We start from the raw sequence: 25,017 nt of genomic DNA, 5'->3' as shown, positions 1-25,017 counted from the left end.
CGAGCGGATCCCTGGTAGCGAGAATCCGGAGAACCGGTCGGCTGGGCCGGCGCGAACTTTGTTCGCCACCGGCCCAGCTCGGTTCACAATGTAATGAGCGGCGCGAGCAGCTTCTGCTGATCTTCCCTTGGGCACGGTTGTCAACGACTCCTTGCAGGGCGCGGGGCGACCGACCAGGACCAGTCGGGAGCCCCTGTGACTCGATTGCTACGGTCGTTCGGCGACCGTCGAAACAGCTGCGCGAGTCGAGGGGCCAATTGGCTGGCGGCGCACCAAGCCCTTGTAGTTCGTCTTCAAGGGAAACGGCAGGGACTTCTTGCGCGGGTCGGTTCCTGAATAGGCGTTGTTCATCCAGTCCGTGAGGTTGTAGTCGACGATAAGCGGCTCCGGTTGGCTCATCATTTGCTTTGGGCGAACGGCAACGGAGCCCTTGTGCTCCCATTCGTTTGAGCCTGCGAGGTGTTCTTTCAGGAAAGAGATCAGCGCGTTCATGCTTTCCACCTGTCCGCTGGGATTCACCGTTCGGAACCATTCGCAGTAGAGCGCGTACAGGAAGCGGAACGGCAAGAGGTCCCACAGATACTGGTTCTCGAACTCAAGCCAGAAGCTCAGCAGACCGTTGTTCGTACCCTTATACTCATCGAGCGCTTCGCGGCAGACCGCGGGATTCGAGAACTCGGTGTGCTGCATCTCGAGAGCGCGCTTCAAGGCGTACCGGAGCACCTGGGGGTCCTTCAGGTACTCGAGCTTGATGTATTTGCGTTCTGTGTCCCCGAACCATTTGCGGAACGGGATGATAAGAAGTCTGCGGTAGAACGATTCTGAGCGGTCCTTAGTTCTTTGGCTGAACGAGTTGAGGCACTGGATGTCGATGCCCCGCCAGCTGACTGCAATGGGAGTCTTGTGCTTCCTGTTTAGGGTGATGGTGTCTCCGGTGATGAACGCCTTCCATGCGTCGATTCGGTCTGCGAAGGTCCCCACGCCGTTCTCGTCGACGAGGTTGACGCGCGAGCGAAGGAGAGGTTCCATCTTGAACTCGTGCCCGAAGTCAGCGAACTGCACAGCAGAGCAGAGCTTCGTGCCCAACAAGTTTCGAATGAAGTGGACGAATGTTCCCTTGCCGTTATTGCCACGCTCGGAGACAAGCCACAGTGCCTTGTTCCAGGGCTCGTAGGATCGCGCGGCCGCGCTGATTACCTCCCAAAGCAACTCTGGCACGCCAGGATCGTCGCTCAAGCTCATGAGCCATCCGTCGAACGTCCACTCGACCCCGTCCGGCATCGTGAAGATCGGGCTCTCCGCGTTGGGGTCGTAGTCTGTCGGGATCTTCGATAGAAAGATCCAGTCCGCCGAGAACGGTCGTAGGGTCTGGCGCTGGTGATCGAACACGCCGTTGCCCACAGGGATTAGGTGAGCCTCTACGGTCCTCTGCACCACCGGTGCATGGATTCGAAGGCTCGAGCAGACCGATTCGAGGCCTCTTGATGTCAGGGAGGGCTTCAGCTCGCTCGCAAGTGACTTGATTCGGCGGTCGGAGGTCGAGTATGTACCCTCGTCTTCTCCGAAGTCGACGTAGATGCCGAGTAACGTCATGTCCTCGGCCTGCCCCCCTGAGAGATCGATTGAGACGATCCTTTGACGCGCCAGAAGCACACGTGTAACAGTGCGCTCGTCGAGCGACTGGATCTTCTGGATCGGTCCGGAGCTGGAGTGCGATTCGCGGCGTCCAGTGTTTTCCAGGGAGAACTCTGCGTTGATGCGCCGAAGAAGCGCGTCGCGGATCGTGCCAAGCGAGACCCTCGGGTTGTCAACAATCTCGCTGAGGTATCTAATCACCGCCCGCTCGGTGAGTGTTTCTGCCGAGGTAGGCGCGAAGCGATCGGGCGAGGCGGACGTCAGGGTCGCGCTGTCGTCCGTCGCCGCTGTCGCTGGGTGGGCACTAAAATTGAGGTCAGAGCCGCGAAACTCTTCAGATGCCGCCTCGTGATTGCCGGGGCGGTTTTCTGTTGCCGGCATTCGGATCACTCACCACCCAGCGCGGTGGAGAATGCTGAGAGAATCAGCTTGCGCTGCTCGGGGCGGAATGCTGGCGCCTTCGCTGCCATTCGCGATGCCCAGTCTTCCAAGGTGGCATCTGTCGGGCGCATCGGTTCAGGAGCAGTGAACGTCTCCAAGTCCTGGGGCCTGATGTGAACGCGTCCCTTGATCTTGACGGCGGGGATCTTGCCGGACTTGATGTGGCGTCGCAGGGTTGACTCTCCATAGCCGGAGCGTTCGACGGCGGTGGGGAGATCGATAAAGTCTGACAGGTCTTGCATCTGATGCTCCTTGGGAGTGAGGAGCACAACTTCTGATCGCTTCGTTATCGGGGCTCTTCTGCTCTGGGCCACCCACCAGCCAAATGTGTGGTCCGCACCCACATAGGAGGGTCCTTCGAAATCGGGGCTCTATTTACCTGGATCGCGCACCAGCCAAGTGCTGCGGTCCGCACCTTCCGTGGAAGGTCGCATGATTTGTTCGTCCCGACAACTGCCGAAGTCGAGATATAGATGTTGAGTTGTGCACACGGCGGTTGCCGCGCTCATTCACGGTATGAGGCAACTGTGACAAAAGCTGGCGATAAGCGAGCGGGATCAAGCCTTCAACTTTTCACCATCCGCTAGAGACGGAAGAAGATGCGCGTCAGGTTTGGCCGGTAGCGGCCCGGTAGCCGAAGATGACATGCGACGGCTACGGGCAATCACCGACAATTTGCGGATTCCCCGACAACGTAGCGGCGTAGCGCTGTAGCCAGGTACTTGTTGGATCCTCGAGGCCACTTGCGAGGGTTGGTGTTCCTTTGCACAGTTTTTCGATTACAGCGCTACAGCGCTACAGCGGCTGAACATCGTTGATATCTCGCCGCAAGGGCGTAGCTGAGACCTTTCTTGGACTGCTACACACCGCTACAGCCACACAGGCTCAACACGGTCGTAGTTTGGTCCCTTTTTGCCTTGCCACCCTGTGCCAATGCGATTGACTCGAGGCAGCATGACTCCGCGCACAACCCGGCGCCGAGCGGCGAGATCAAGCGTCTCCCACTTCTGACGAACAGCACCGCCCGCAAGTATCGACAACACAAGAGGGTCCACGGCCGACAACTTCTCCAGCTTTGTTTGCGCGGTCCGGATCTTCGGCTCGATTCTCGCCTCCTGATCAAGCAGGAGCTCGAAGTGGAGCTTCTCGGCAGCGTCCGCACGCACCTTATCGAGGTAAGCCTGGTAACCGTTGATCTCCTCGAGCAATGCGCGTCGCTCGGCGTCGCGATCGTCGTCGCGGTCGCCGACTGTCGCGAGGAAGTCCGGCCGCTGAACCCGCTTCAGCAATAGTTCCGTCACAACGCGATCCAGATGCTCCTCGCGCATCGCAACGTGAAAGCCCCGCTTGCCATCCGGACCGGGCCGCCCGGGAACGCCGACGCAGACATACGTGGAGTAGCTCTGGCGTGGGATCGGATTGCCATCCGCGTCCAGCTTGCGGGAGCCCGCATTCTGCTTGCCAACGCGCATCGGTCCACCGCAGACTCCGCAAACAGCAATCCCTGCGAGCAAGTGCTTGGCCGGCCAGTCGTTAGTTCGTCGACGCTCGGGCGGTGACATCACCGACTGCAGCTTCTGCCAGCTTTCGTACGGGATTAGCGCCGGCCAGATCGCGTCGCCGACGATCTCTCCGCGATACTCTCGCTTTCCCGCGTATGCCGCCATGCTCAACATCTGCTTCACTGCCGGGGGAGTCCAACCGTACCCGGCGCGATGCTCAATTCGCGTCGGTCGGCGCGAAGGAATCCCGCGTTCGTTGAAGTCTTTGGCTATGCCATAAAAGCTCTCACCGGCTAGGACCCTCTCCGCGGCTTCCTTCACAATCGGTCCTTGCTCGGGGTGTTCTTCCACCCGGATCAATTCGCGAGTTCGAGCGTCGTATACGCGGAGATACCCGTACACGTTCTTGCCGTGAGGCTTGCCCTTCTCGGCAGCCGCGCGCACGTCGCGGCGAATACGCTCCGAGGTCTTGTCCGACTCATATTCGGCATCAACGGCATCCTCGAGAAGGCTTCGACGGTCGCGCGCGTTCGCTGGATCGTAGAGACGGCTATGGGTGGTCACCCAAATACGAACGCCGCGCTCCTTGCACAAGTCGACCAGGTCCACCCATTCGCCGACCCGCCGTGAGCCGCGGCTCGATTCCCAAATCGCAAGGATGTCCGCATCAAAGGTGTCGGCCTCGAGATCCGCGATCAGCCTCTTGAAGTCCTCGCGAGCCCTCGTTGCATAGCGGCTCGCGCTGCGATCCGTGTCGCGGTAGGGAGCGTCGGTGTGCAACTGCCACCCTTGGCGTTGAACCGAGCTGACGTTTTCCTCATGCTGCTGATCTGGGCTTTTCCCGGTCTGCGACCTGTCTTTCGATACTCTCAAGTACTCGCGAACGATCATCGTCGTCATACGCACCCCCTTCGCTAACTATATCCGGGGCCAACTGCGCGCTGGTGACCGGGCTCGTCTTCCTCCTCGCACGCCTGGCCGGCCTCGGCCGTCGCGGGCGCATCCTGGTGGCGGGAGCGTCGCTCGCGGCGTTCGTCGTGCTCGTCGGGCCGGGGGCGAGCGTGATCCGTGCCGCGACGATGGCCGCCGTGGTGCTCGTCGGCCTCGCTCGCGGCCGGGTCGCCGACGGCCTCCCCGCGCTCGCCCTCGCGGTCGTCGTGCTGCTCGTCCGCGACCCCTGGCTCGCGCGCGACTACGGCTTCGCGCTCTCGGTGCTCGCCACCGCGGGCCTCCTGGTCCTCGCCCGGCCGCTCGCGGGCATCCTCGGGAGGTGGCTGCCGCGGGGTGCGGCGTTCGCGCTCGCGGTGCCGCTGGCCGCACAGCTCGCCTGCCAGCCGGTGCTGATTCTGCTGACGCCGACGCTGCCGCTGTTCGGGGTCCTCGCCAACCTGGTAGCCGAGCCGGCCGCTCCCGTCGCGACGGTGCTGGGCTGCGTCGCCTGCCTGGTGCTGACCTGGGCGCCGGCTCTCGGCCAGGTGGTCGTGTGGCTGGCCTGGCTGCCCTCCGCCCTGATCGCGGCCGTCGCCCGGTTCAGTGCCGGCCTGCCGGGAGCGGCGCTGCCGTGGCCCGACGGGATCGTGGGCGTGACACTGTGCGCGCTGACCCTCGTCGCGATCGCGCTCCTCGCCGCCCGTGCGCGGCTTCCGCGGGTCATCGCCGCCGCGGCCGCAGTGGGACTCCTCGGCGGCGCCACCGTCTACGCGGGAGCGCTCGGCGGGATCGGCGCGGGGCGCTCCTGGGGACGGCCGGCGGACTGGGTGTACGCCGCCTGCGACGTCGGCCAGGGCGACGCCGTCCTGCTGCGCGACGGCGACCACGTCGGCCTCATCGACGTGGGACGGCATACCCAGCCGCTGACGGACTGCCTGGACACGCTCGGGATCGCCCGGCTCGACTGGGTGCTCCTGACGCACTTCGACATCGATCACGTGGGCGGGGCCGACGCGGTGCTCGGCCGGACCGACCGCGCGATCGTCGGCCAGGCCGGCCGGCCGTCCGATCACTGTCTCGTGGACCGGTTGGCGGCCGCCGGGATCGCGGTGGAGCAGGGCCACGCGGGCACCGAAGGCGCTCTCGGAGCGCTGCGCTGGCGGATCGTCTGGCCTCCGCCGGTCGGGCCGGGCGAGACCGTGCTGAGTGGGAACCCCGGGAGCCTCGTCGTCCGCGCGGAGGGGACCGGCCTCAGCGGGCTGTTCCTCGGCGACCTCGGCGAACGCGAGCAGGAACGACTCCAGGAGTCGGGTGTGCTCGGCACGATCGATGTGGTGAAGGTCGCCCACCACGGATCGGCCGACCAGAGCCCGGCGCTCTACGACACCATCCACGCGCGCCTCGGTCTGCTCTCGGTCGGGGAGGACAACGGCTACGGGCACCCGACGCGCCGGGCGTTCGAGCTGCTCGCCCACTCCGGCACCGCCACCGCGCGCACCGACCGGTCGGGCCTCCTGCTGGTGTCCGCCGGCGTGGGCGGTCCGCGGCTCTGGGGCGAGCGGGAGGACGCCCCACCCGCGGCGGCCGCTGCCGGTGGTCCCCTCTATCCTTTATACGGACGAGGAGGAACGTGGCGACACGAAGCAACAGCAGGGGCGGCTCGGGCGGCTCGCGAGGGCGGGCGGGCGGCACCGCCGCCAAGAGCGCGATCCCGCAGCTCGCCTGGAACCAGATCCGCCCGGCTCCAGTGGTCCTCGTCTCCGGCACGGAGGGCTTCCTCGCCGACCGGGCCACGCGGCTGCTGCGCGACCACCTCAAGCAGGAGGACCCGAGCCTGGAGGTCAGCGACCTCTCGGCGGCGGACTATGCGCCGGGAGAGCTGCTCACGCTCGCGAGCCCCTCCCTGTTCGGCGAGCCGCGGCTCATCCGGGTGGACGCGGTGGAGAAGACGGGGGATGGGTTCCTCTCCGACATGCTCGACTACCTCGCTGCTCCGGCCGACGGCACGGTCGTCGTCCTGCGGCACGCGGGCGGGGTGCGCGGCAAGAAGCTGCTCGACGCGATCCGCGCGGGCGGCGGCGGGGGTGTGGAGGTCGTCTGCGCCGAGCTCAAGCGGGACACCGAGAAGTACGACTTCGCCCAGGCGGAGTTCGCCGCTGCGGGTCGCAAGATCGCCCCTGGCGCGCTCCGGGCGCTGACCTCCGCGTTCACGGACGATCTGGCGGAGCTCGCCGCGGCCTGCCAGCAGCTCATCTCCGACGCGGCGGAGCAGATCACTGAGGCCACGGTCGACAAGTACTACGGCGGGCGGGTCGAGACCAACGCGTTCCAGGTCGCGGACCAGGCGATCGCCGGCCGCTACGGCGAAGCGCTCGTGACGATGCGGCACGCGCTGGCGTCCGGCGCCGATCCGGTGCCGATGGTCGCCGCGTTCGCGAGCAAGATCCGGACGATGGCCAAGATCTCGGGCGCGCGGGGCGGGTCCGGCCAGCTCGCGCAGCAGTTCGGGCTCGCGCCGTGGCAGGTCGATCGCGCCAGGCGCGACCTGTCCGGCTGGACCGAGGACGGGCTCGGCCGCTGCATCGAGGTGCTGGCCGAGACCGACGCCAACGTGAAGGGTGGCGGCCGCGATCCGGTGTTCGCGCTGGAGCGGATGATCCGCATCGTCAGCGCCCGCGGCCGCGCCTGAGCGCCGGGGACGCGCGCCCCGCACATGCAGCGAGCCCCCGCTCCCGTGGGTACGGGGCGGGGGCTCGTCGCGGCGCGGGACAGGTCCCGCGAGCGGTCACTGCGTCAGAGCGCGGCGACCTGCTTGGCGATGGCCGACTTGCGGTTCGCCGCCTGGTTCTTGTGGATGACGCCCTTGCTGGCGGCCTTGTCGATCCGCTTGGCGGCGAGACGCAGCGCCGCGGTCGCCTTCTCCTTGTCGCCGGCGACGACGGCCTCGCGCGTGGCGCGGATGGCGGTCTTCAGCTGGCTCTTGACCGCCTTGTTGCGCTCCAGCGCCTTCTTGTTGGTCTTGTTGCGCTTGATCTGCGACTTGATGTTTGCCACGAATGGTTACTTTCGTTCGAAGTGAGTAATCGGATGATGCCGCTCAGCGAGAGAGGGCGCCTTGCGGCGTTCGTGCGGTATACCCACACGCAAGCCAACAAACAACTTTACCAGCGGCGGACAGTTCCGCCAAACGCTGGAGAGCGGAGGCCCGCCCGCTCAGGCGCGCGCGAACTCCCGCGCGTAGCTTCCGGTGGCGATCTCGTCGGCGAGCGACGGGCCGTTCGGCTCCCAGCCGAGGTCGATCCGCGCCGTGGTGCCGCGCGCCTGCTGGTCGAGCAGCACGGCCTCCGCGAAGCCCGCGCCGAGCCGCTCCTCGGTCTGCGCGACGGTCTCCGCCTCCACCCCGGACGCGCCGGCAGCGGCCGCAGCCAGCTCAGCGAGCTCCCGCACCGTCGGGTTGGCGCCGCTCGCCGCGATGTAGACGGAGCCGGCGGTGCCGTGCTCGAGGGCGAGCACGTACAAGGCGGCGAGGTCGTCGGCGTGCACGGTCGGCCAGTGCTGCGTGCCGTCGCCGATCAGCCGCAGGGGAGCGTCGTCACCAGCGCCGCGCGGCGCGTCCACGATGACCCGGGCCAGGCCCTTCCCGTGACCGTAGACGACGGACGGGACGACCACCGTCCCGCGGACGCCCTCCGCAGCGAGCACGAGTGCCTGGGTCGCGCCACGCCAGGCGCTGATCGCGGGCGGCGCAACGGGGGAGTCCTCGACGATGTCGGCGTTCGAGCCGTAGGTCCAGACGCCGCCGGTGTGCACGAACGGCTTGCCCGAGCCGGCGAGCCCCTCCAGCACGGCCGGGATGAGCACGGGGTCGACGTCCGGGGCGGAGGCCAGGTGGATGACCCCGTCGCTCTCCCGCGCCAGCCGGGTCACGAGCTCCACGTCGGTCGCGTCGCCCACCACGGCGGTGGCGCCGGCGGCCCGCGCGGCGTCGGCCTTCGCCTCGTCGCGGACGAGCGCGGTGACGCTGTGGCCCTCTTCGAGGAGGCGGGGGAGGACGGAGGAACCGATGTAGCCGGTCGAGCCGGTCAGGAGAATGGTCATGCCAGGGGTCAACGCAGCAGGCGCGCGCCCATTCCCGCCTCCGCGCCGCCGCTCCCGCGGAGCGTAGGCTCGAACCCATGACTCGTGCCAGCATCGCCATCGTCAACGCCTACGTCGTCCCGGTCGCCGGAGACCCGATCGAGGACGGCACGGTGCTCGTCGAGGACGGCACCATCACCGCTGTCGGCCCGTCGGCGGAGGTCGCCGTGCCCGACGGCGTCCGGGTGGTAGACGCGAACGGCAAGTGGGTCCTCCCCGGTTTCGTGGAGGCGCACGGGCACGTCGGCATCCACGAGGAGGCCAATGGCCCGGCCGGTGACGACACCAACGAGATGACCACGCCGAACACGGCGGCCGTGCGCGCGATCGACGCGGTCAACATCGACGACGAGGGCTTCCGCGACGCGCTCGCGGGCGGGGTGACCGCGATCGTCGTGAAGCCCGGCTCCGGCAACCCGATCGGCGGCCAGACCGTCGCGATCAAGAGCTGGGGCGGCCGGACGATCGACGAGCAGGTGATCAAGGAGGCTGTCAGCGTCAAGTCCGCGCTCGGCGAGAACCCGAAGCGGGTCTACGGCGGCAAGAACCAGACCCCGAGCACGCGTCTCGGCGTCGCCATGATCATCCGCGAGGCGTTCGTGGACGCGCAGAACTACGCCGCGTCCCGGGCCGAGGCCGAGCGCGACGGCAAGCCGTTCGCGCGCGACCTGACCAAGGAGACCCTGGCGCGCGTCCTGGACGGCGAGCTGGTCTGGGACCAGCACACCCACCGCCACGACGACATCGCGACAGCGATCCGGCTCGCCGACGAGTTCGGCTACAAGCTCGTCGTCAACCACGGCACCGAGGCGCACAAGATCGCCGACGTCCTCGCCGAGCGCGACATCCCGGTCATCTTCGGCCCGATGTTCACCTCCCGCTCCAAGGTCGAGCTGCGTGACCGCGCCATCGGCAATCTCGCCCTCATCGCCGCCGCGGGAGTCCGCGTCGCGATCACCACGGACCACCCGGTCGTGCCGATCAACTTCCTCGTCCACCAGGCGTCGCTCGCCGTCAAGGAGGGACTGCCGCCCACGACCGCGCTGGAGGCTCTGACCGTCAACCCGGCGTCGTTCCTCGGCCTGGACGACCGGGTCGGCGCGCTGAAGCCCGGCCTGGACGGCGACATCGTCGTCTGGTCCGGCGACCCGCTCGACGTCAACTCCCGTGCCGAGCTGGTCGTCATCGACGGCGCCGAGGTCTACCGCTGGGCCGACGGCGCCGGCCACGTGGTCGAGCGCGCCGAGCGCTTCGCCTGATCCCGACCGCCGAGTAACCGCCGAGTGCGCGAATCATCCGCGTACTCGGCGATTTTCGGCCGATTTCGCGCGTACTCGACGGTTGGGGGCCGGGGTGCGGTTCGTGGGAGAATGAGCCCACAATGTCACCACGAGCCCTGAAGCCCCTCGAGCCCGCCGCGACCGACCCGGCCTCCATCCGCAACTTCTGCATCATCGCGCACATCGACCACGGCAAGTCGACGCTGGCCGACCGGATGCTGCAGATCACCGGGGTGGTCTCCGACCGCGATATGCGGGCACAGTACCTCGACCGCATGGACATCGAGCGCGAGCGCGGCATCACGATCAAGAGCCAGGCCGTGCGGATGCCGTGGGCCGTCGACGGCGGCACGTTCGCCCTCAACATGATCGACACCCCGGGGCACGTGGACTTCACCTACGAGGTGTCCCGCTCGCTCGCCGCGTGCGAGGGCGCGATCCTGCTGGTCGACGCGGCGCAGGGCATCGAGGCCCAGACGCTCGCGAACCTCTACCTCGCGCTGGAGAACGACCTCACGATCATCCCCGTGCTCAACAAGATCGACCTCCCCGCCGCGGACCCCGAGAAGTACGCGCAGGAGCTGGCCAGCCTCATCGGCGGCCGCCCGGAGGACGTGCTGCGCGTCTCCGGCAAGACCGGCATGGGCGTGGAGGCGCTGCTCGACCGGGTCGTGCAGGAGATCCCCGCGCCGACGGGCGCCGCCGACGCCCCCGCCCGCGCCATGATCTTCGACTCCGTCTACGACAGCTACCGCGGCGTGGTGACCTACGTCCGCATGATCGACGGCAAGCTGAGCCCGCGCGAGCGTATCCAGATGATGTCGACCAAGGCGACCCACGAGATCCTGGAGATCGGTGTCTCCGCCCCCGAGCCGACCCCCTCCAAGGGCCTCGGCGTCGGCGAGGTCGGCTACCTGATCACCGGCGTGAAGGATGTCCGCCAGTCCAAGGTCGGCGACACCATCACCACGGCGGCGAAGCCTGCGACGGACGCCCTCCCCGGCTACACCGAGCCGAAGCCGATGGTGTTCTCCGGCCTGTACCCGATCGACGGCAGCGACTACCCGGAGCTCCGCGAGGCGCTCGACAAGCTCAAGCTGTCCGACGCCGCCCTCGTCTACGAGCCGGAGACCTCGGTCGCGCTCGGCTTCGGCTTCCGCTGCGGCTTCCTCGGCCTCCTGCACCTGGAGATCGTCACCGAACGCCTCGAACGCGAGTTCGGCCTCGACCTGATCACCACCGCCCCGAGCGTGATCTACGAGGTGACCACCGAGGACAAGAAGGTCATCACGGTCACCAACCCGAGCGAGTTCCCCGGCGGCAAGATCGCCAAGGTCGAGGAGCCGATGGTGAAGGCCGCAATCCTGGCGCCCAAGGACTACGTCGGCGTGATCATGGAGCTCTGCCAGAGCCGCCGCGGCGCGCTCCTCGGCATGGAGTACCTCGGCGAGGACCGTGTCGAGATCCGCTACACCATGCCGCTCGGCGAGATCGTCTTCGACTTCTTCGACCAGCTGAAGAGCCGCACCGCAGGCTACGCCTCCCTCGACTACGAGCCCACCGGCCAGCAGGAGGCCGACCTCGTGAAGGTCGACATCCTGCTCCAGGGCGAGCAGGTGGACGCGTTCAGCGCGATCGTCCACCGCGACAAGGCGTACGCATACGGTGTCCTGATGACCGGCCGGCTGCGCGAGCTGATCCCGCGCCAGCAGTTCGAGGTCCCGATCCAGGCGGCGATCGGCGCGCGAATCATCGCCCGCGAGAGCATCAGGGCGATGCGCAAGGACGTCCTCGCCAAGTGCTACGGCGGCGACATCACCCGCAAGCGCAAGCTCCTCGAGAAGCAGAAGGAGGGCAAGAAGCGCATGAAGATGGTCGGCCGCGTCGAGGTCCCCCAGGAGGCCTTCATCGCCGCGCTCTCCGGAGACACGGAGAAGAAGGACAAGAAGTAACCCCGAGACGCGACAAATCGCGGGAATCCCCTCACGGCTTCCCGCACCTACTCACGTCTCGACGGCGGGGTCGGGTTCGCACTCCACCCGCGTTTGACGCAGGATAGAGGGCATGCGCCGAACGAGCTTCACCGACCAGCCCGTCACGTACGGGTTCATCGGCGGCACGCAGGCCGCTGACCTGCTCTACTATCCGCCGAAGGGGTACCGGCCGCTGGAGCGGAAGGTGCGGCTGGGCAGCGGCGAGGAGCGGTTCGAGACCGCTGCGGCCGTGCTGATGACGTGGGGCGTGCAGCGCAACAGCGGCATCCGGGTGACCGACGTCAACGAGGGCACCGGCGTCCAGTACGAGGGCATCGAGTTCGATGAGGACGGCACCCCGAAGCGGATGCGTGAGCACAAGGCGGCGGAGGACGTGTTCGCCGACGACGGCACACCATTCATCCAGAACGGGATGACCGCAGTCCTCAAAGTGCCGTTCGGGCCGTTCAAGGTGTCCGCGCCCTGCCGGGTCGTCTACGTGGTCGACGAGCCGCACCGCCGCGGGTTCGCGTACGGCACGCTGAAGGGGCATCCCGAGAGCGGCGAGGAGGCCTTCCTGGTCGAGATGCGTGACGACGGGACCGTGTGGTTCGTGCTGCGCGCGTTCTCCCGGCCCTCCAACGCGTTCTACCGGCTGACCTCGCCCGTCTTGCGCGCCACGCAGAAGCGGTTCACCAAGCGGTACCTGCGCTCGCTGCTGCCTGCGCGGGCGGCCTGATGCCCGGCGCCCTCCCGCTCGGCGATCCGGCTCCCGCGGACGGCCTCCTCCCCGCGAGCACGGCCGCAGGCGCCGCCGAGCGCGACTTCGGCGTGTACCTGCACGTGCCGTTCTGCCGGGTGCGCTGCGGCTACTGCGACTTCAACACCTACACTGCGACCGAGCTGCGCGGCGTCGCCCAGTCCGACTACGCCGGCCACGCGATCCGGGAGGTCGGCTTCGCGCGGGAGGCGCTGGAGCGCAGCGGCGTCCCGGCCCGGGAGGTGTCCACCGTGTTCTTCGGCGGCGGCACGCCCACGCTGCTGCCGCCCGCCGACCTCGGCGCCATGCTCGGCGCGGTGCGCGACGCGTGGGGGATCGCGGACGGCGCGGAGGTGACCACGGAGGCCAACCCCGACTCGGTCGACGCCGACGACCTCCGGCGGCTGGCCGACGCCGGCTTCACGCGCGTGTCGTTCGGGATGCAGTCCGCGGTGCCGAGCGTGCTCGCCACGCTGGAGCGCACGCACGACCCGGAGCGCGTCCCGCTCGTCGTCCGGTGGGCGCGGGAGGCCGGCCTCCAGGTCAGCCTCGACCTGATCTACGGCACTCCGGGCGAGACTCTGGACGACTGGTCGCGGTCGCTGGAGGCCGCGCTGGCGTGCGAGCCCGACCACGTGTCGGCGTACGCGCTGATCGTGGAGCCCGGCACGAAGCTGGCGCGGCAGATCCACTCGGGCGCCGTCCAGGAGCCGGACGACGACCTGGAGGCCGACATGTACGAGCTCGCCGACGCGCGGCTCGGCGCGGCGGGCTACGGCTGGTATGAGGTCAGCAACTGGGCGAGCGACGACGCGCACCGCTCCCGGCACAACCTGGCCTACTGGCTCGGCCACGACTGGTGGGGTGTCGGGCCCGGCGCGCACAGCCACGTCGGCGGCGTGCGCTGGTGGAACGTGAAGCATCCCGCCGCGTACGCGCAGCGCGTGCTGGCGGCGGAGTCTCCCGCCGCCGGCCGCGAGACGCTGGACGCCGAGACCCGGCGGGTGGAGCGCGTGCTGCTGCTCACCCGCATCCGGGAGGGGCTGCGCACCGAGGAGCTGACCGGCGAAGGCCGCCGCGCCGTCGCCGGGCTGATCGCCGACGGCCTGGTGGACGCGAAAGCCGCCCTCGCCGGGTCGGTGGTGCTGACCCTGCGGGGGCGGCTGCTGGCGGACGCCGTCGTGCGACGGCTCCTCGCCGAGGAGTAGCGCTCTAGCTGAGGAACCGGATCGCGATCGGGTACGTGTAGAACGCGCCCTGGTTGGCCTTCACGGCGGCGATGATGCTGAAGACGATGTTCAGCACCCAGACGGCGAGGAAGATCAGCACGCCGATGCCGACGATGCTCAGGATGATGCCGACCACGTAGGCGATCGCGAGCGTGATCTGGAAGTTCAGCGCCGTCGCGGTGTGCGAGCGGATGAACGGGCCGCGGTCCTTGAGCACGAGGTAGCCGACGAGCGCGGGGATGAAGCTGAACAGGATGCCGCCGACGTGGATGAGCGTCGCCCACAGCTTCTCGTCGGCCGGGCTGAGCTGCGGCTGCTGACCTCCGTACGGCTGCTGCGGGGGCGGCGGCGGGGGCGGGGGCGTTGCGGACATGGTCGTGTTCTCCTCCGGTGAGTGGGAATGACGGGTCTCAGCCTAGGGGGCGGAGGGTGATCCTGAGAAGGAGCCGAGAGCCCTTTCCCGGGATCCGCCGCCCGTCCCGTCGCTGCGGCGCGCTACTTGATGAAGCGGAAGTTCAGCGGGTACCGGTACGTCCCACCGCTGTTCACGCGCACGAAACCGAGGATCGAGAACACCAGGTTGACGATGTACAGCACCCACGGGATGAGGAGGCTGAACAGCAGGTAGCCGATGCCGAAGGTGAACGTGCCGATGATCACACCGAGGATCTGGGAGACGACCCAGACCAGGATCCAGGTGATCTGCCAGTTCAGCGCCTCCTTGGCCTCCTGGTTGGTCAGCTGGCCCCTGTCCTTGAAGACGAGCCAGATGATGAGGGAGGGCAGGAACCACAGGATCCCGCCGAGGTGGGCGAACGACGCCCACTGCTTGTCCTGCGCCGGGTCGAGAGGAGCGGCGGCGGCGCTCGCGTACTCCTGGGGCGGCGGGACGGCGCCGGCGGGCTGGCCCGCGTAGGGCTGCTGAGGAGGCACCGCACCGGCGGGCTGGCCGGGTGCGGATCCGTAGGGCTGCTGCGGAGGAGGCTGCTGCCCGTACGGCTGTTGCGGAGGCTGTTCGCCCTGGCCGTCGGCCGGGGGCTGGTTCGGGTCTGACATGAGGAGAACCCTTTCGTGGGCGGCTGCGGGGGGCTTTCCTGAGCCGGTGCGCAAAGGGTACTGCTCGGGAGCCGCGCGGTAAATGATCCGTGTCGCGTCATGACCGCCCTCCGACGCCGACGCGATATGATTAGCACTCAGGTTCAGCGAGTGCCAGCGCGCTCGATGTTGTCCCGTGCTCGATGCTCGGGCGCCGAAGAGACGACAGGAGGCGGTTCGCGTGGTCTCGGAACGCAGTCTGGAAGTGCTCCGCGTCATCGTGCAGGACTACGTCGCCTCGCGGGAGCCGGTGGGCTCCAAGAGCATCGTGGAGCGGCACGCGTTCGGCGTTTCGGCGGCGACGATCCGCAACGACATGGCCCTCCTCGAGGAGGAGGAGCTGATCGTCGCCCCGCACACCTCCTCCGGCCGGGTGCCGACCGACAAGGGCTACCGGCTGTTCGTGGACCACCTCGCGGAGGCCCGTCCGCTGTCGGCGGCGCAGCGCACCGCGATCGAGGCGTTCCTCGGCCAGTCGGTCGACGTGGACGACGTGCTCTCGCGCACGGTCCGGCTGCTGTCGCAGCTCACCAACCAGGTCGCCCTCGTGCAGTACCCGTCGGTGGCGCGCTCGCGCATCCGGCACATCGAACTGGTGGCGCTCGGCTCCCGCCGGCTGCTGAGCGTGCTCATCACCGACTCCGGCGCGGTCGAGCAGCGCGTCATCGAGTTGCAGGAAGAGCTGGACGACGCCGAGATCGCCGAGATCCGCGGCGCGATCAACGGCGCGGCCGCCGGTCTCTCGCTCGCCGACGCGGCGGTGCGGCTGCGCGACCTCCCCGGCCACCTGACCGACCGCACGCGCGCGCTCGTGGCGCCGGTCGCGGGGGCACTCCTCGACCAGATCGCCGCCAACCGGCAGGACAAGCTGGTCATGGCGGGCGCCGCCAACCTGGCGCGCACCGAGACCGACTTCCCCGGGTCCATCACGCCGGTGCTGGAGGCCATCGAGGAGCAGGTCGTCCTGCTGCGGCTCTTCGACGAGATGGCGCTCGACCAGCACGGCGTCGCGGTCAGCATCGGCCGCGAGAACGCCGTCATCGGCCTGACCGAGACCTCGGTCATGTCGAGCGGCTACAGTTCGGGCTCCGACCTGGCCCGCGTGGGCCTGCTCGGCCCGCTCCGGATGGACTACTCGGGGAACATGGCGGCGGTCCGCGCCGTTGCACGTTACCTCTCCCGCCTTCTCGGCGACTGACCCAGACCTCACGAACTCCGACGCACCGAACAGAAGGAACAGCCTTACGTGGCCGACCACTACGAAGTCCTCGGCGTTGACCGCAACGCCACCCCCGACGAGATCAAGAAGGCGTACCGCCGGCTCGCGCGCGAGCTGCACCCGGACGTCAACCCGAGCTCCGAGGCGCAGGAGCGTTTCAAGCTCGTCACCCACGCCTACGACGTGCTGAGCGACCCGCAGCAGCGGCAGCAGTACGACCTGGGCGGATCCGGCAGCTTCGGCGGCGGGGGAGGAGCGGGCGACTTCGCCGGCTTCGGCGACATCTTCGAGACGTTCTTCGGCGGGGGAGGCGGCGCCACCCGCGGACCCCGCTCCCGGCGCGAGCGCGGCCAGGACGCCCTGCTGCGCGTGGAGGTCGACCTCGACGAGGTCGTGTTCGGGACGCACCGCGACCTGGACGTCGACACCGCCGTCGTCTGCGAGACCTGCGGCGGCTCCTGCTGCCAGCCCGGCACGGCGCCCGTCACCTGCGACATCTGCCACGGCACCGGCAGCATCCAGCGCTCGGTGCGCTCGCTGCTCGGCAACGTGATGACCTCCAGCCCGTGCGGGAGCTGCCGCGGCTACGGCACCGTCATCGCCACGCCGTGCGTCACCTGCCAGGGCCAGGGCCGCGTGCGCGCGCGCCGATCGGTGCCGGTGGACATCCCCGCCGGTGTCGACACGGGACTCCGGCTGCAGATGCCGGGATCGGGCGAGGCCGGTCCCGCCGGCGGCCCGAACGGCGACCTGTACCTGGAGATCAAGGTCAAGCACCACGACGTGTTCAGCCGAGACGGCGACGACCTGCTCTGCACGCTGGAGGTCTCGATGACCGACGCCATCCTCGGCACCACGGCGACCGTGAAGGCGCTGGACGGCGACATCCGCCTGGAGCTGAAGCCCGGCATCCAGAGCGCCGACATCGTCTCGGTGAAGGACCGCGGCATCACGCACCTGCGCGGCAGCGGCCGCGGCGACCTGCGGGTGGGCATCCAGGTGGTCACGCCGACGAAGCTCGACCACAAGGAGAAGGAGCTGATCAAGAAGTTCGCCGAGACGCACCACAACCCGGATCCGTCGCTCGCGCGCTTCCAGCAGGGCCTCTTCGCCAAGCTCCGCGACCGGTTCCTCAACCTCTGACGGGACGACGATGAGCTCCCTCTATCTGCGCGAAGACCTCGCCGATGTCGAGGTGGGCGCCCGGCTCACGCTGACGGGCCCGGAGGCCAAGCACGCCGCGACGGTCAACCGCACCCGTCCGGGCGAGAGCGTCCTCATCGGCAACGGCCGGGGCCTGGTCGCGTCGGGCGAGGTGCTGGTCGCGACCAGCGCGGAGCTGACTATCGACGTGGAGGCCGTGGAGCGCGTCCCGCGCGCCGAGCCGGCGATCACGCTCGTGCAGGCGCTGGCGAAGGGCGACCGCGACGAGCTCGCCGTCCAGGCGGCGACGGAGCTCGGAGTGGACGCGGTGGTGCCGTGGTCGGCCTCCCGGTCGGTGTCGCGCTGGGAGGGCGCCAAGGTGGCGAAGGGGCGCGACCGCTGGGCGGCGATCGTGCGCGAGGCGAGCAAGCAGTCGATCCGGGCGTGGACGCCGGAGGTCGGCGAGCTGGCCACGACGAAGCAGGTGGCGGCGCTGGCGGCGACGCACCGGGTGCTGGTGCTGGAGCCGGGCGCTGCGGACGCGCTGACGGCGATCCGCCCGGACGGGCGGCCGCTGGCGCTGGTGGTCGGGCCCGAGGGCGGGATCTCACCGCAGGAGCTGGAGGCGTTCCGCGCCGCGGGGGCGGAGGTGGTGCGGCTCGGGGACACGGTGCTGCGCACCTCCACGGCGGGGCCGGCGGCGCTGGCGGTGCTGAACGCGGCGCTGGGGCGCTGGTAGTCCACGACGGCCGCGCACCTGGCGAATAGGATGGACCACATGGAGACAGGGGAGCGCTCGATCTTCTCGCGCATCATCGCGGGGGAGATCCCGGCCGACGTCGTGTACGACAGCGAACGCATCATCGCGTTCCGCGACATCGCGCCCAAGGCGCCGGTGCACCTGCTGGTCGTGCCCAAGACCGAGCGGTACCGCGACGTCGTGGAGCTGGCCGCGGGCGACCCTGCGCTGCTCGCGGAGCTGGTGGCGACCTCCAAGCTGCTCGCCGACGAGCACGCGGACGGCGACTTCCGCCTGATCTTCAACACCGGCGCCGGCGCGGGACAGACCGTGTTCCACGTCCACGCGCACATTCTGGGCTCGCCTTCCGGCGGGCTCGAGGAAGGAAGCCTTGGCAGCGAGTGACCCGACGACCCCGGATGGAGCGACCACGCCGGGAGGTTCGGCCGAGGCGCGCCTGAGCGTCGACGGGATCCAGATGGTGCGGCTGCTCGGCCCCCAGGACCGCCTGCTCACCACGCTGGAGCGGCAATACCCCCTCGTCGACGTCCACGTGCGCGGCAACGAGATCAGCCTCACCGGCGACCCGGCGCAGGTCGCTGCGGCGCGCGCGCTGCTGGAGGAGCTGCTGCAGATGGTCCGCAACGGCCAGGACCTCGGCCCGGCCGAGGTCGCCAGCTCGGCGCGGATGATGCGCAGCGACCTGAACCTCAGCCCGTCCGACGTGCTGAGCCAGGCGATCCTCACCGCGCGCGGCAAGAGCATCCGCCCCAAGACGCTGGGCCAGAGCCAGTACGTCGAGGCGATCGACCACAACACCATCGTGTTCGGCATCGGCCCCGCCGGAACGGGCAAGACCTACCTGGCGATGGCGAAGGCCGTCCAGGCGCTGCAGCGCAAGGAGGTCAGCCGCATCATCCTGACCCGCCCGGCGGTGGAGGCCGGCGAGCGGCTCGGCTACCTGCCCGGCACGCTGACCGACAAGATCGACCCGTACCTGCGTCCGCTGTACGACGCGCTCAACGAGATGCTCGACCCGGAGGTCGTGCCCAAGCTGCTCGCGGCCGGCACCATCGAGGTCGCGCCGCTGGCGTACATGCGCGGCCGCACGCTCAACGACTCCTTCATCATCCTGGACGAGGCGCAGAACACCACGCCCGAGCAGATGAAGATGTTCCTCACCCGGCTCGGCTTCAACTCCAAGATGGTCGTCACCGGCGACATCACGCAGATCGACCTCCCGAACGCCGCCAGCGGCCTGCGCCTCGTGACGCGCGTGCTCAACGACATCGACGACATCCACTTCTCGCGGCTGACCAGCGACGACGTGGTGCGGCACAGTCTCGTCGGCCGGATCGTGGACGCCTACACCGAGTTCGACGCCAAGCAGCAGGCGCGGCAGTACGAGCGCGAGGAGGCCCGGGAGTTCGCCAACCGCGCCGAACGCCGTGCCGGCGGGCCGCGCGACCACCTCCCGAAACGACAGGGCCCGACACGATGAGCATCGAGATCAACAACGAGTCCTCCATCGAGGTCGACGAGTCCGCGCTGCAGCGGCTGGCGGGCTACGCGCTCGACATCATGCATGTGCACCCGGATGCCGAGCTGGCGATCGTGCTGGTGGACGAGGCGGCGATGGAGCAGCTTCACGTGCAGTGGATGGACGAGCCCGGCCCGACCGACGTCCTCAGCTTCCCGATGGACGAGCTGCGCCCCGGGACCGAGGAGGAGCCCGCTCCCGCCGGCCTGCTCGGCGACGTCGTGCTCTGCCCCCAGGTCGCGCAGGTGCAGGCGGAGACCGCCGGGCACACCCTCCAGGAGGAGCTGCTGCTGCTGACCACGCACGGCATCCTCCACCTGCTCGGCTTCGACCATGCGGAGCCGGCGGAGGAGCGCGAGATGTTCGGCATCCAGCGCGACATCCTGGTGGGCTTCGCCCGCTACGACCGACAGCGCTAGGCACCGGATGCTCGCAACGCTGTTCTTCATCGTCGCGTTCCTCCTGGTCGCGTTCGGCGGCCTCATGGCCGCCGTCGACTCGGCGCTGGCGGTGCAGTCGCGCGGCGACATCGCGGACCTGGCCGAGACCTCCCGGGCGAAGACATCGCTGCTGGCGATCGCGGAGGACCCCGGCGCGTACTTCAACGCGATCAACTTCAGCCGCATCATCGCGGAGACCACCGCAGCCGTGCTCGTGACGCTCGCCTTCACGCAGATCTTCGAGGAGTGGTGGATCTCGCTGATCCTGTCGGCGGCGATCATGACGGGCGTCTCCTTCGTGCTGGTCGGCGCAAGCCCGCGCAGTGTCGGGCGCGCCAACTCACGGGTGCTGCTCCAGCTCACCGCGCCGCTGGTGCACGGCATCCGCGTGGTGCTCGGCCCGATCCCGAACGGCCTGGTCGCGCTCGGCAACCGGGTGACGCCCTCCCGCGCGCGCTCGGCCCCGGTGACGAGCGAGGAGCAGCTCCTCAGCATCGTCGACGAGGCGACCGAGTTCGACGTGCTGGAGGAGGACGACCGCGAGCTCATCCACTCGATCTTCGAGTTCAGCGACACGGTCGTGCGCGAGGTGATGGTGCCGCGCACCGACATGATCACGATCGACAGCTCGGCGGGGCTCGGAACGGCGATGGGGATGTTCTTCTCCACCGGCGTCTCGCGCATGCCCGTGATCGTCGGCGACCCGGACGAGGTGGCCGGCATCCTCTACCTGAAGGACGTCGCCAAGCTCAGCTACGAGAGCGCGCTCGGCGCGGACGCGATCACGATGGGCGAGCTGGCCCGGCCCGCGCTGTTCGTGCCCGAGTCGCAGAAGGCCGACGCGCTGCTGCGGCAGATGCAGCTCGAGTCCAACCACCTGGCGATGGTGGTGGACGAGTACGGCGGCATCGCCGGCCTGGTGACACTGGAGGACCTCATCGAGGAGCTCATCGGCGACATCTCCGACGAGTACGACCACGAGGTCGAGCTGGTGCAGCAGCTCGGCGGCGGCCGGCTCCGCGTCGCGACCCGTCTGCCGATCGACGACCTCGGCGAGCTGTTCGACATCGAGATCGAGGACGAGGACGTCGACAGCGTCGGCGGCCTCGTCGCCAAGGCGCTCGGCCGCCTGCCGGAGGTCGGCTCGACGGTCGCCGTGCACGGCCTCCGCTTCACCGTCGACCGGATGGACGGCAGGCACAAACACGTGAGCACGGTGCTCGTGGAGCGCGACACGGCGCTGCTGCCGGAGCCGCACGAGGATGTTGCGCCCGAGAAGCGCGACAAACAGCACAAGTCCCAGAAGCACCCCAAGTCCGATCGCCAGCACAAGGAGGCCCGCGCATGAGCGAGTACCACGCAGGATTCGTCTCGTTCGTCGGCCGCCCCAACGTGGGCAAGTCGACCCTCACCAACGCGCTCGTCGGCGAGAAGGTGGCGATCACCAGCTCCAAGCCGCAGACCACGCGCCGCGCCATCCGCGGCATCGTGCACCAGCGTGACGGCCAGCTCATCCTGGTCGACACCCCGGGCATCCACCGGCCGCGGACGCTGCTCGGCGAGCGGCTCAACAACCTCGTCCAGTCCACGCTGGGCGATGTGGACGTGATCGGGTTCTGCGTCCCCGCCGACGAGAAGATCGGCCCGGGGGACCGGTTCATCAACGACCAGCTCGACGACTACCCGAACGCGAAGAAGGTCGCGATCGTCACCAAGATCGACGCTGCGGGCAAGACCCAGGTCGCCGAGCAGCTCCTCGCCGTCTCGGCGCTGCGCGAGTGGGAGGCGATCATCCCGTTATCGGCGACGAGCAGCATCCAGCTCGACACCCTCACGACCGAGTTGATGAAGCTGCTGCCGGAGTCGCCCGGCCCGCTCTACCCGTCGGATGCCATCACGGACGAGGGCCTGGAGGACCGCATCGCGGAGTACATCCGGGAGGCCGTGCTGGAGGGCGTGGAGGACGAACTGCCGCACTCGCTCGCGGTGACCATCGACGACATCATCGAACGCGACGACAAAGACCTGGTGGAGGTCTACGCCAATCTGTTCGTGGAGCGCGACAGCCAGAAGGCCATCGTCATCGGCAAGGGCGGCTCCCGCATCCGCGACGTCGGCGCCGAGGCCCGGAAGCCGATCGAGGCGCTCCTCGGTCGCAAGGTGTTCCTGTCGCTGCGGGTGAAGGTGGCGAAGGACTGGCAGCGGGACCCGAAGCAGCTCGGGCGGTTGGGGTTCTAGAGGACTCGCTTCGTACATCCCCAGGATGATTCCGCGCCGAGGATGCGGGCGAGCGGCCCGTGGCCCCGTAACGTAGAGATATGCCAGATCGCACCCGCGTCCTGAGCGCACTCGCGCCGCACCGTTGGGTGCTGGAGCCCGCGCTGGCCGTCGTGCTGTTCGGGGTGTGGCTGGTCATCGGCCTCCCGTTCGACCTCGCCGGCGCGCTGGCCGTGCTGCTCTACTGCGCGGCCGTCGCGCTCTCGCGGGTGCTGCCGGTGGTGGCACTGGAGATCGCCTGGCTCGCGGTCATCGCCGAGCTGAGCGAGGGGTCCTCGCTGCCGTTGCCGCACCGGATCATCTCCGCGGTCGCCGTCGTGATCGCGCTGTTCGGGATCGCGTCGCACGGCGGGACGGTCGTCCGGTGGTTCGGGTTCGCCTCCGCGATCCTGTGGGCGCCGGCGATGGCGTACCTCTTCACCGTGCGCGGCGACCTCAAGTTCCCGCAGTTCGGGCCGGTGATCGGCGGCTACTACACGAGCCAGGGCGTCGGACTGCTGATGATGAGCCTGCTGCTGGCCGTCGTCTTCGTCAGCGCCTGGCTGCTCGGCTTCCTCGTCGCACGGCAGCGGGCGACCGCGACCTCCGGGCCCGTCCCGTCGCTGCTGGTCTGGCTGGCGTCGCCCGGCGGAGGCGCGGAGCAAGCGGGAGCCGAGGAGGGCGACAGCCCGAGGCTCGTGCGGCGGCTGACCAGGCCGCAACTCACCTTCGACATCGCGGGCGCCGTCGCCTACGTCTTCTTCTGCCTGGTGACCGACTTCACCTCCAGCCTGGTGCCGGACGCGAGCGGGCGGTCGACGTTCCTCGTCCTGATCGTGTTCGCCGTCGCCGTCGCGCTGCGCCGGATGTCGCCGGCGGTCTCGCTCGCCATCGCCTGGCTCGCCGCCGCGGTGCAGATGACGACCGGGCACAACATCCTGGTCAGCGACATCGCCGTGCTCATCGTGCTCTACGCGACGGCACTCTACGGGGACAAGGTGGTGCGCTACGCCGGGCTGATCTCGGCCGGGGTCGGCGCGCTCGTCGCCTCGCTCTATCTGACGCTGACCTCCGCGCTCGCGCAGGGCTACTTCGACCTGCTGTCGTCCCAGCTCACCGGGATGGCGCTGCAGTTCGCCTTCCTCTTCGTCGTGAGCGCGACCGTGCTCGGGCTGTCCTGGGTGCTCGGCCTGCTGGTCCGCACCTGGAAGAACGCCCGGGCGTCCCGGCACGCCCAGATCGCGGCGGAGCTCGACCGCAACCGCGCCGAGGAGGTCGTGGTCGTCGAGCAGGAGCGCACCCGCATCGCCCGCGACATGCACGACGTGGTCGCCCACTCGCTCGCCGTCGTCATCGCCCAGGCGGACGGCGCCCGCTACGCCCGGCACGCCGACCCGGACACGGTCGACACGGCGCTGGAGACCATCGCCGCCACCGCGCGCTCCGCGCTGGTCGACGTGCGGGTGCTCCTGGCCGAGCTCCGGCAGAGCCAGCCGGAGGGCCCGCAGCCGTCGCTCGCGGACGTCGACCAGACGGTCGAGCAGGTGCGCGCGGCCGGCCTCCCCGTCGTCATGGAGCGTCGCGGCGAGCTCGACGGGCTCGGCTCCGCGCAGCAGATCGCCGCGTACCGCATCGTGCAGGAGGCGCTGACCAACGCCCTCCGGCACGGGGACACCACCCGCCCGGTCTCCGTCCTGCTCGCTCAGGCGGGCGGCGCCGACGCAGGCCCGGGCATCGTCATCACCGTGAGGAACAGCATGAAGACACCGACACCGGAACCCCTGGCCACCGGCGGCCTCCCGCGCATCGGGCACGGCCTGCCCGGGATGCGTGAGCGCGCGACCCTGGCGGGCGGCTCGCTGTCCGCTGGACCGGCCGACGACGGCTTCGTGGTCACGGCGTTCCTGCCGGTGGTCTCGGGGGTGCGCGCATGAACGGCGCGAACACTGCCGCCCCGATCACGGTCGCCCTCGTCGACGACCAGGCACTGTTCCGCGCGGGCATCCGCATGCTGATCGGCTCGCAGGCCGACCTGGAGTTCGCGGGCGAGGCGTCGGACGGCCGGGAGGGCGTGGCCCTGGTGCGCGAGAAGCGTCCCGACGTGGTGCTCATGGACATCCGGATGCCGGTCATGGACGGCATCGCCGCCACCGCCCGGATCATGGAGGAGGCCGAGCGGGAGGGCCGCGCGCCTGCCCGCATCATCGTGCTCACCACCTTCGACCTGGACGAGGCCGCAGCGCGCGCGATCCGCAGCGGCGCCAGCGGCTTCGTGCTGAAGGACGCCGAGCCGGAGTTCCTGCTCGCCGCCATCCGCACCGTCCACGCCGGCAGCGCGGTCATCGCGGCCGGGGCGACCCGCGAGCTGTTCGAGTACTTCTCCGACACCCAGCGGGCCACGCAGGCGCCGCCGGCGTTCGCCACGCTCACCAGCCGCGAGCGGGAGATCTTCGTACTCGCCTCTCGCGGGCTCAGCAACTCGGAGATCGCCGGTTCCGAGTTCCTCAGCGAGGCGACGGTCAAAACCCACATCAGCCGCATCCTGGCGAAGCTCGGGCTGCGCGACCGCGTGCAGATGGTGGTTTACGCGTTCGAGCACGGTCTGACCGGGGGAGCGCCCGAACGGGCGGAGTGACGTTTCGCGGGATTTCACCCGCAGATCATCCTCTGGACTGACCCTCTGTGGATCCTCAGCCTG

Annotated in this window: 22 protein-coding genes and 1 pseudogene; 16 read left to right on the top strand and 7 right to left on the bottom strand. The window is 69.0% G+C overall.

All coding sequences use genetic code 11. The features are described from left to right. Positions 1–207: 207 nt before the first annotated feature. From ABH923_RS01425 to ABH923_RS01415, 3 genes are all read right to left on the bottom strand, one after another. Positions 208–2,016: a phage/plasmid primase, P4 family gene (locus tag ABH923_RS01425; RefSeq protein ID WP_370053346.1), complete on the bottom strand. Its 1,809-nt coding sequence runs from the start codon at positions 2,014–2,016 to the stop codon at positions 208–210. A 5-nt stretch (positions 2,017–2,021) separates the two neighbouring features. Further along, positions 2,022–2,318, bottom strand: coding sequence for a helix-turn-helix domain-containing protein (locus ABH923_RS01420; RefSeq protein WP_370053344.1), 297 nt, complete (start codon positions 2,316–2,318; stop codon positions 2,022–2,024). A gap of 627 nt (positions 2,319–2,945) precedes the next feature. After that, entirely contained in the window at positions 2,946–4,478 is a 1,533-nt protein-coding gene (locus ABH923_RS01415; protein WP_370053342.1) for a recombinase family protein, read from the bottom strand. On the opposite strand from ABH923_RS01415, the pseudogene ABH923_RS01410 reads away from it, so the two are divergent. Next, positions 4,409–5,530: pseudogene (locus ABH923_RS01410) on the top strand (ComEC/Rec2 family competence protein); the annotation flags it as partial. The gene ABH923_RS01415 and the pseudogene ABH923_RS01410 overlap by 70 nt on opposite strands. 608 nt (positions 5,531–6,138) lie before the next feature. Then, positions 6,139–7,197, top strand: a complete 1,059-nt coding sequence (gene holA, locus ABH923_RS01405; protein ID WP_370053341.1) for a DNA polymerase III subunit delta — start codon at positions 6,139–6,141, stop codon at positions 7,195–7,197. A 104-nt stretch (positions 7,198–7,301) separates the two neighbouring features. Here the strand turns inward: holA and rpsT are convergent, their stop codons facing one another. Beyond that, on the bottom strand, positions 7,302–7,562 hold the full coding sequence (rpsT, locus tag ABH923_RS01400) for a 30S ribosomal protein S20 (protein WP_370053339.1): 261 nt from the start codon (positions 7,560–7,562) through the stop codon (positions 7,302–7,304). 159 nt (positions 7,563–7,721) lie between these two features. Further along, positions 7,722–8,606 (bottom strand): NAD-dependent epimerase/dehydratase family protein, encoded by an 885-nt coding sequence (locus ABH923_RS01395; RefSeq protein ID WP_370053338.1) that lies wholly within the window; start codon positions 8,604–8,606, stop codon positions 7,722–7,724. A gap of 77 nt (positions 8,607–8,683) precedes the next feature. Here ABH923_RS01395 and ABH923_RS01390 point away from each other — a divergent pair, with 77 nt between their 5' ends. The 4 genes from ABH923_RS01390 to hemW all read left to right on the top strand — a co-directional run bounded on the left by ABH923_RS01390 (position 8,684) and on the right by hemW (position 13,866). Beyond that, a complete protein-coding gene (locus ABH923_RS01390) occupies positions 8,684–9,904 on the top strand; it encodes an amidohydrolase (RefSeq protein ID WP_370053336.1) in 1,221 nt (406 codons plus the stop codon). 122 nt (positions 9,905–10,026) lie between these two features. Continuing rightward, on the top strand, positions 10,027–11,877 hold the full coding sequence (gene lepA, locus ABH923_RS01385) for a translation elongation factor 4 (protein ID WP_370053335.1): 1,851 nt from the start codon (positions 10,027–10,029) through the stop codon (positions 11,875–11,877). A gap of 112 nt (positions 11,878–11,989) precedes the next feature. Then, entirely contained in the window at positions 11,990–12,637 is a 648-nt protein-coding gene (locus ABH923_RS01380) for a DUF1990 family protein (protein ID WP_370053333.1), read from the top strand. Beyond that, complete coding sequence (gene hemW / locus ABH923_RS01375; protein WP_370053331.1) at positions 12,637–13,866, top strand: radical SAM family heme chaperone HemW; 1,230 nt, start codon at positions 12,637–12,639, stop codon at positions 13,864–13,866. Before ABH923_RS01380 ends, hemW begins: the two co-directional genes overlap by 1 nt. A gap of 4 nt (positions 13,867–13,870) precedes the next feature. On the opposite strand, the gene ABH923_RS01370 is transcribed toward hemW, so the two are convergent. Both ABH923_RS01370 and ABH923_RS01365 read right to left on the bottom strand, forming a co-directional pair. Then, positions 13,871–14,260 carry a DUF4870 domain-containing protein gene (locus tag ABH923_RS01370; RefSeq protein ID WP_370053329.1) on the bottom strand — a complete coding sequence of 130 codons (390 nt, stop codon included), beginning with the start codon at positions 14,258–14,260 and terminating at the stop codon, positions 13,871–13,873. A 122-nt stretch (positions 14,261–14,382) separates the two neighbouring features. Further along, complete coding sequence (locus ABH923_RS01365; RefSeq protein WP_370053327.1) at positions 14,383–14,943, bottom strand: DUF4870 domain-containing protein; 561 nt, start codon at positions 14,941–14,943, stop codon at positions 14,383–14,385. 220 nt (positions 14,944–15,163) lie between these two features. Here ABH923_RS01365 and hrcA point away from each other — a divergent pair, with 220 nt between their 5' ends. From hrcA to ABH923_RS01315, 10 genes are all read left to right on the top strand, one after another. Continuing rightward, positions 15,164–16,180, top strand: coding sequence for a heat-inducible transcriptional repressor HrcA (gene hrcA, locus ABH923_RS01360; protein WP_370053325.1), 1,017 nt, complete (start codon positions 15,164–15,166; stop codon positions 16,178–16,180). 48 nt (positions 16,181–16,228) lie between these two features. After that, entirely contained in the window at positions 16,229–17,344 is a 1,116-nt protein-coding gene (gene dnaJ / locus ABH923_RS01355; protein ID WP_370053323.1) for a molecular chaperone DnaJ, read from the top strand. 10 nt (positions 17,345–17,354) lie between these two features. After that, complete coding sequence (locus tag ABH923_RS01350; protein ID WP_370053322.1) at positions 17,355–18,083, top strand: 16S rRNA (uracil(1498)-N(3))-methyltransferase; 729 nt, start codon at positions 17,355–17,357, stop codon at positions 18,081–18,083. A gap of 39 nt (positions 18,084–18,122) precedes the next feature. Continuing rightward, positions 18,123–18,488, top strand: a complete 366-nt coding sequence (locus ABH923_RS01345) for a histidine triad nucleotide-binding protein (RefSeq protein WP_370053320.1) — start codon at positions 18,123–18,125, stop codon at positions 18,486–18,488. Beyond that, entirely contained in the window at positions 18,475–19,584 is a 1,110-nt protein-coding gene (locus ABH923_RS01340; protein ID WP_370053318.1) for a PhoH family protein, read from the top strand. Before ABH923_RS01345 ends, ABH923_RS01340 begins: the two co-directional genes overlap by 14 nt. Further along, positions 19,581–20,042 carry an rRNA maturation RNase YbeY gene (ybeY, locus tag ABH923_RS01335; RefSeq protein WP_345835035.1) on the top strand — a complete coding sequence of 154 codons (462 nt, stop codon included), beginning with the start codon at positions 19,581–19,583 and terminating at the stop codon, positions 20,040–20,042. Before ABH923_RS01340 ends, ybeY begins: the two co-directional genes overlap by 4 nt. 7 nt (positions 20,043–20,049) lie before the next feature. After that, complete coding sequence (locus ABH923_RS01330; protein WP_370053316.1) at positions 20,050–21,411, top strand: hemolysin family protein; 1,362 nt, start codon at positions 20,050–20,052, stop codon at positions 21,409–21,411. Next, the gene (gene era, locus ABH923_RS01325) at positions 21,408–22,301 is read left to right on the top strand and encodes a GTPase Era (protein ID WP_370053314.1); all 894 of its coding nucleotides are present in this window, start codon (positions 21,408–21,410) and stop codon (positions 22,299–22,301) included. Before ABH923_RS01330 ends, era begins: the two co-directional genes overlap by 4 nt. Positions 22,302–22,381: 80 nt before the next feature. Next, complete coding sequence (locus tag ABH923_RS01320) at positions 22,382–24,253, top strand: sensor histidine kinase (protein ID WP_370053312.1); 1,872 nt, start codon at positions 22,382–22,384, stop codon at positions 24,251–24,253. After that, positions 24,250–24,954, top strand: coding sequence for a response regulator (locus tag ABH923_RS01315; protein WP_370053310.1), 705 nt, complete (start codon positions 24,250–24,252; stop codon positions 24,952–24,954). Before ABH923_RS01320 ends, ABH923_RS01315 begins: the two co-directional genes overlap by 4 nt. The last annotated feature ends 63 nt before the right edge of the window (positions 24,955–25,017 follow it).

Origin of the sequence: Leifsonia sp. EB41 (assembly GCF_041262565.1) — a bacterium.
Lineage (GTDB): Bacteria > Actinomycetota > Actinomycetes > Actinomycetales > Microbacteriaceae > Leifsonia.
Note: the sequence above shows the minus strand (reverse complement) of the source record. Positions and strands in the feature narration are given on the sequence as shown.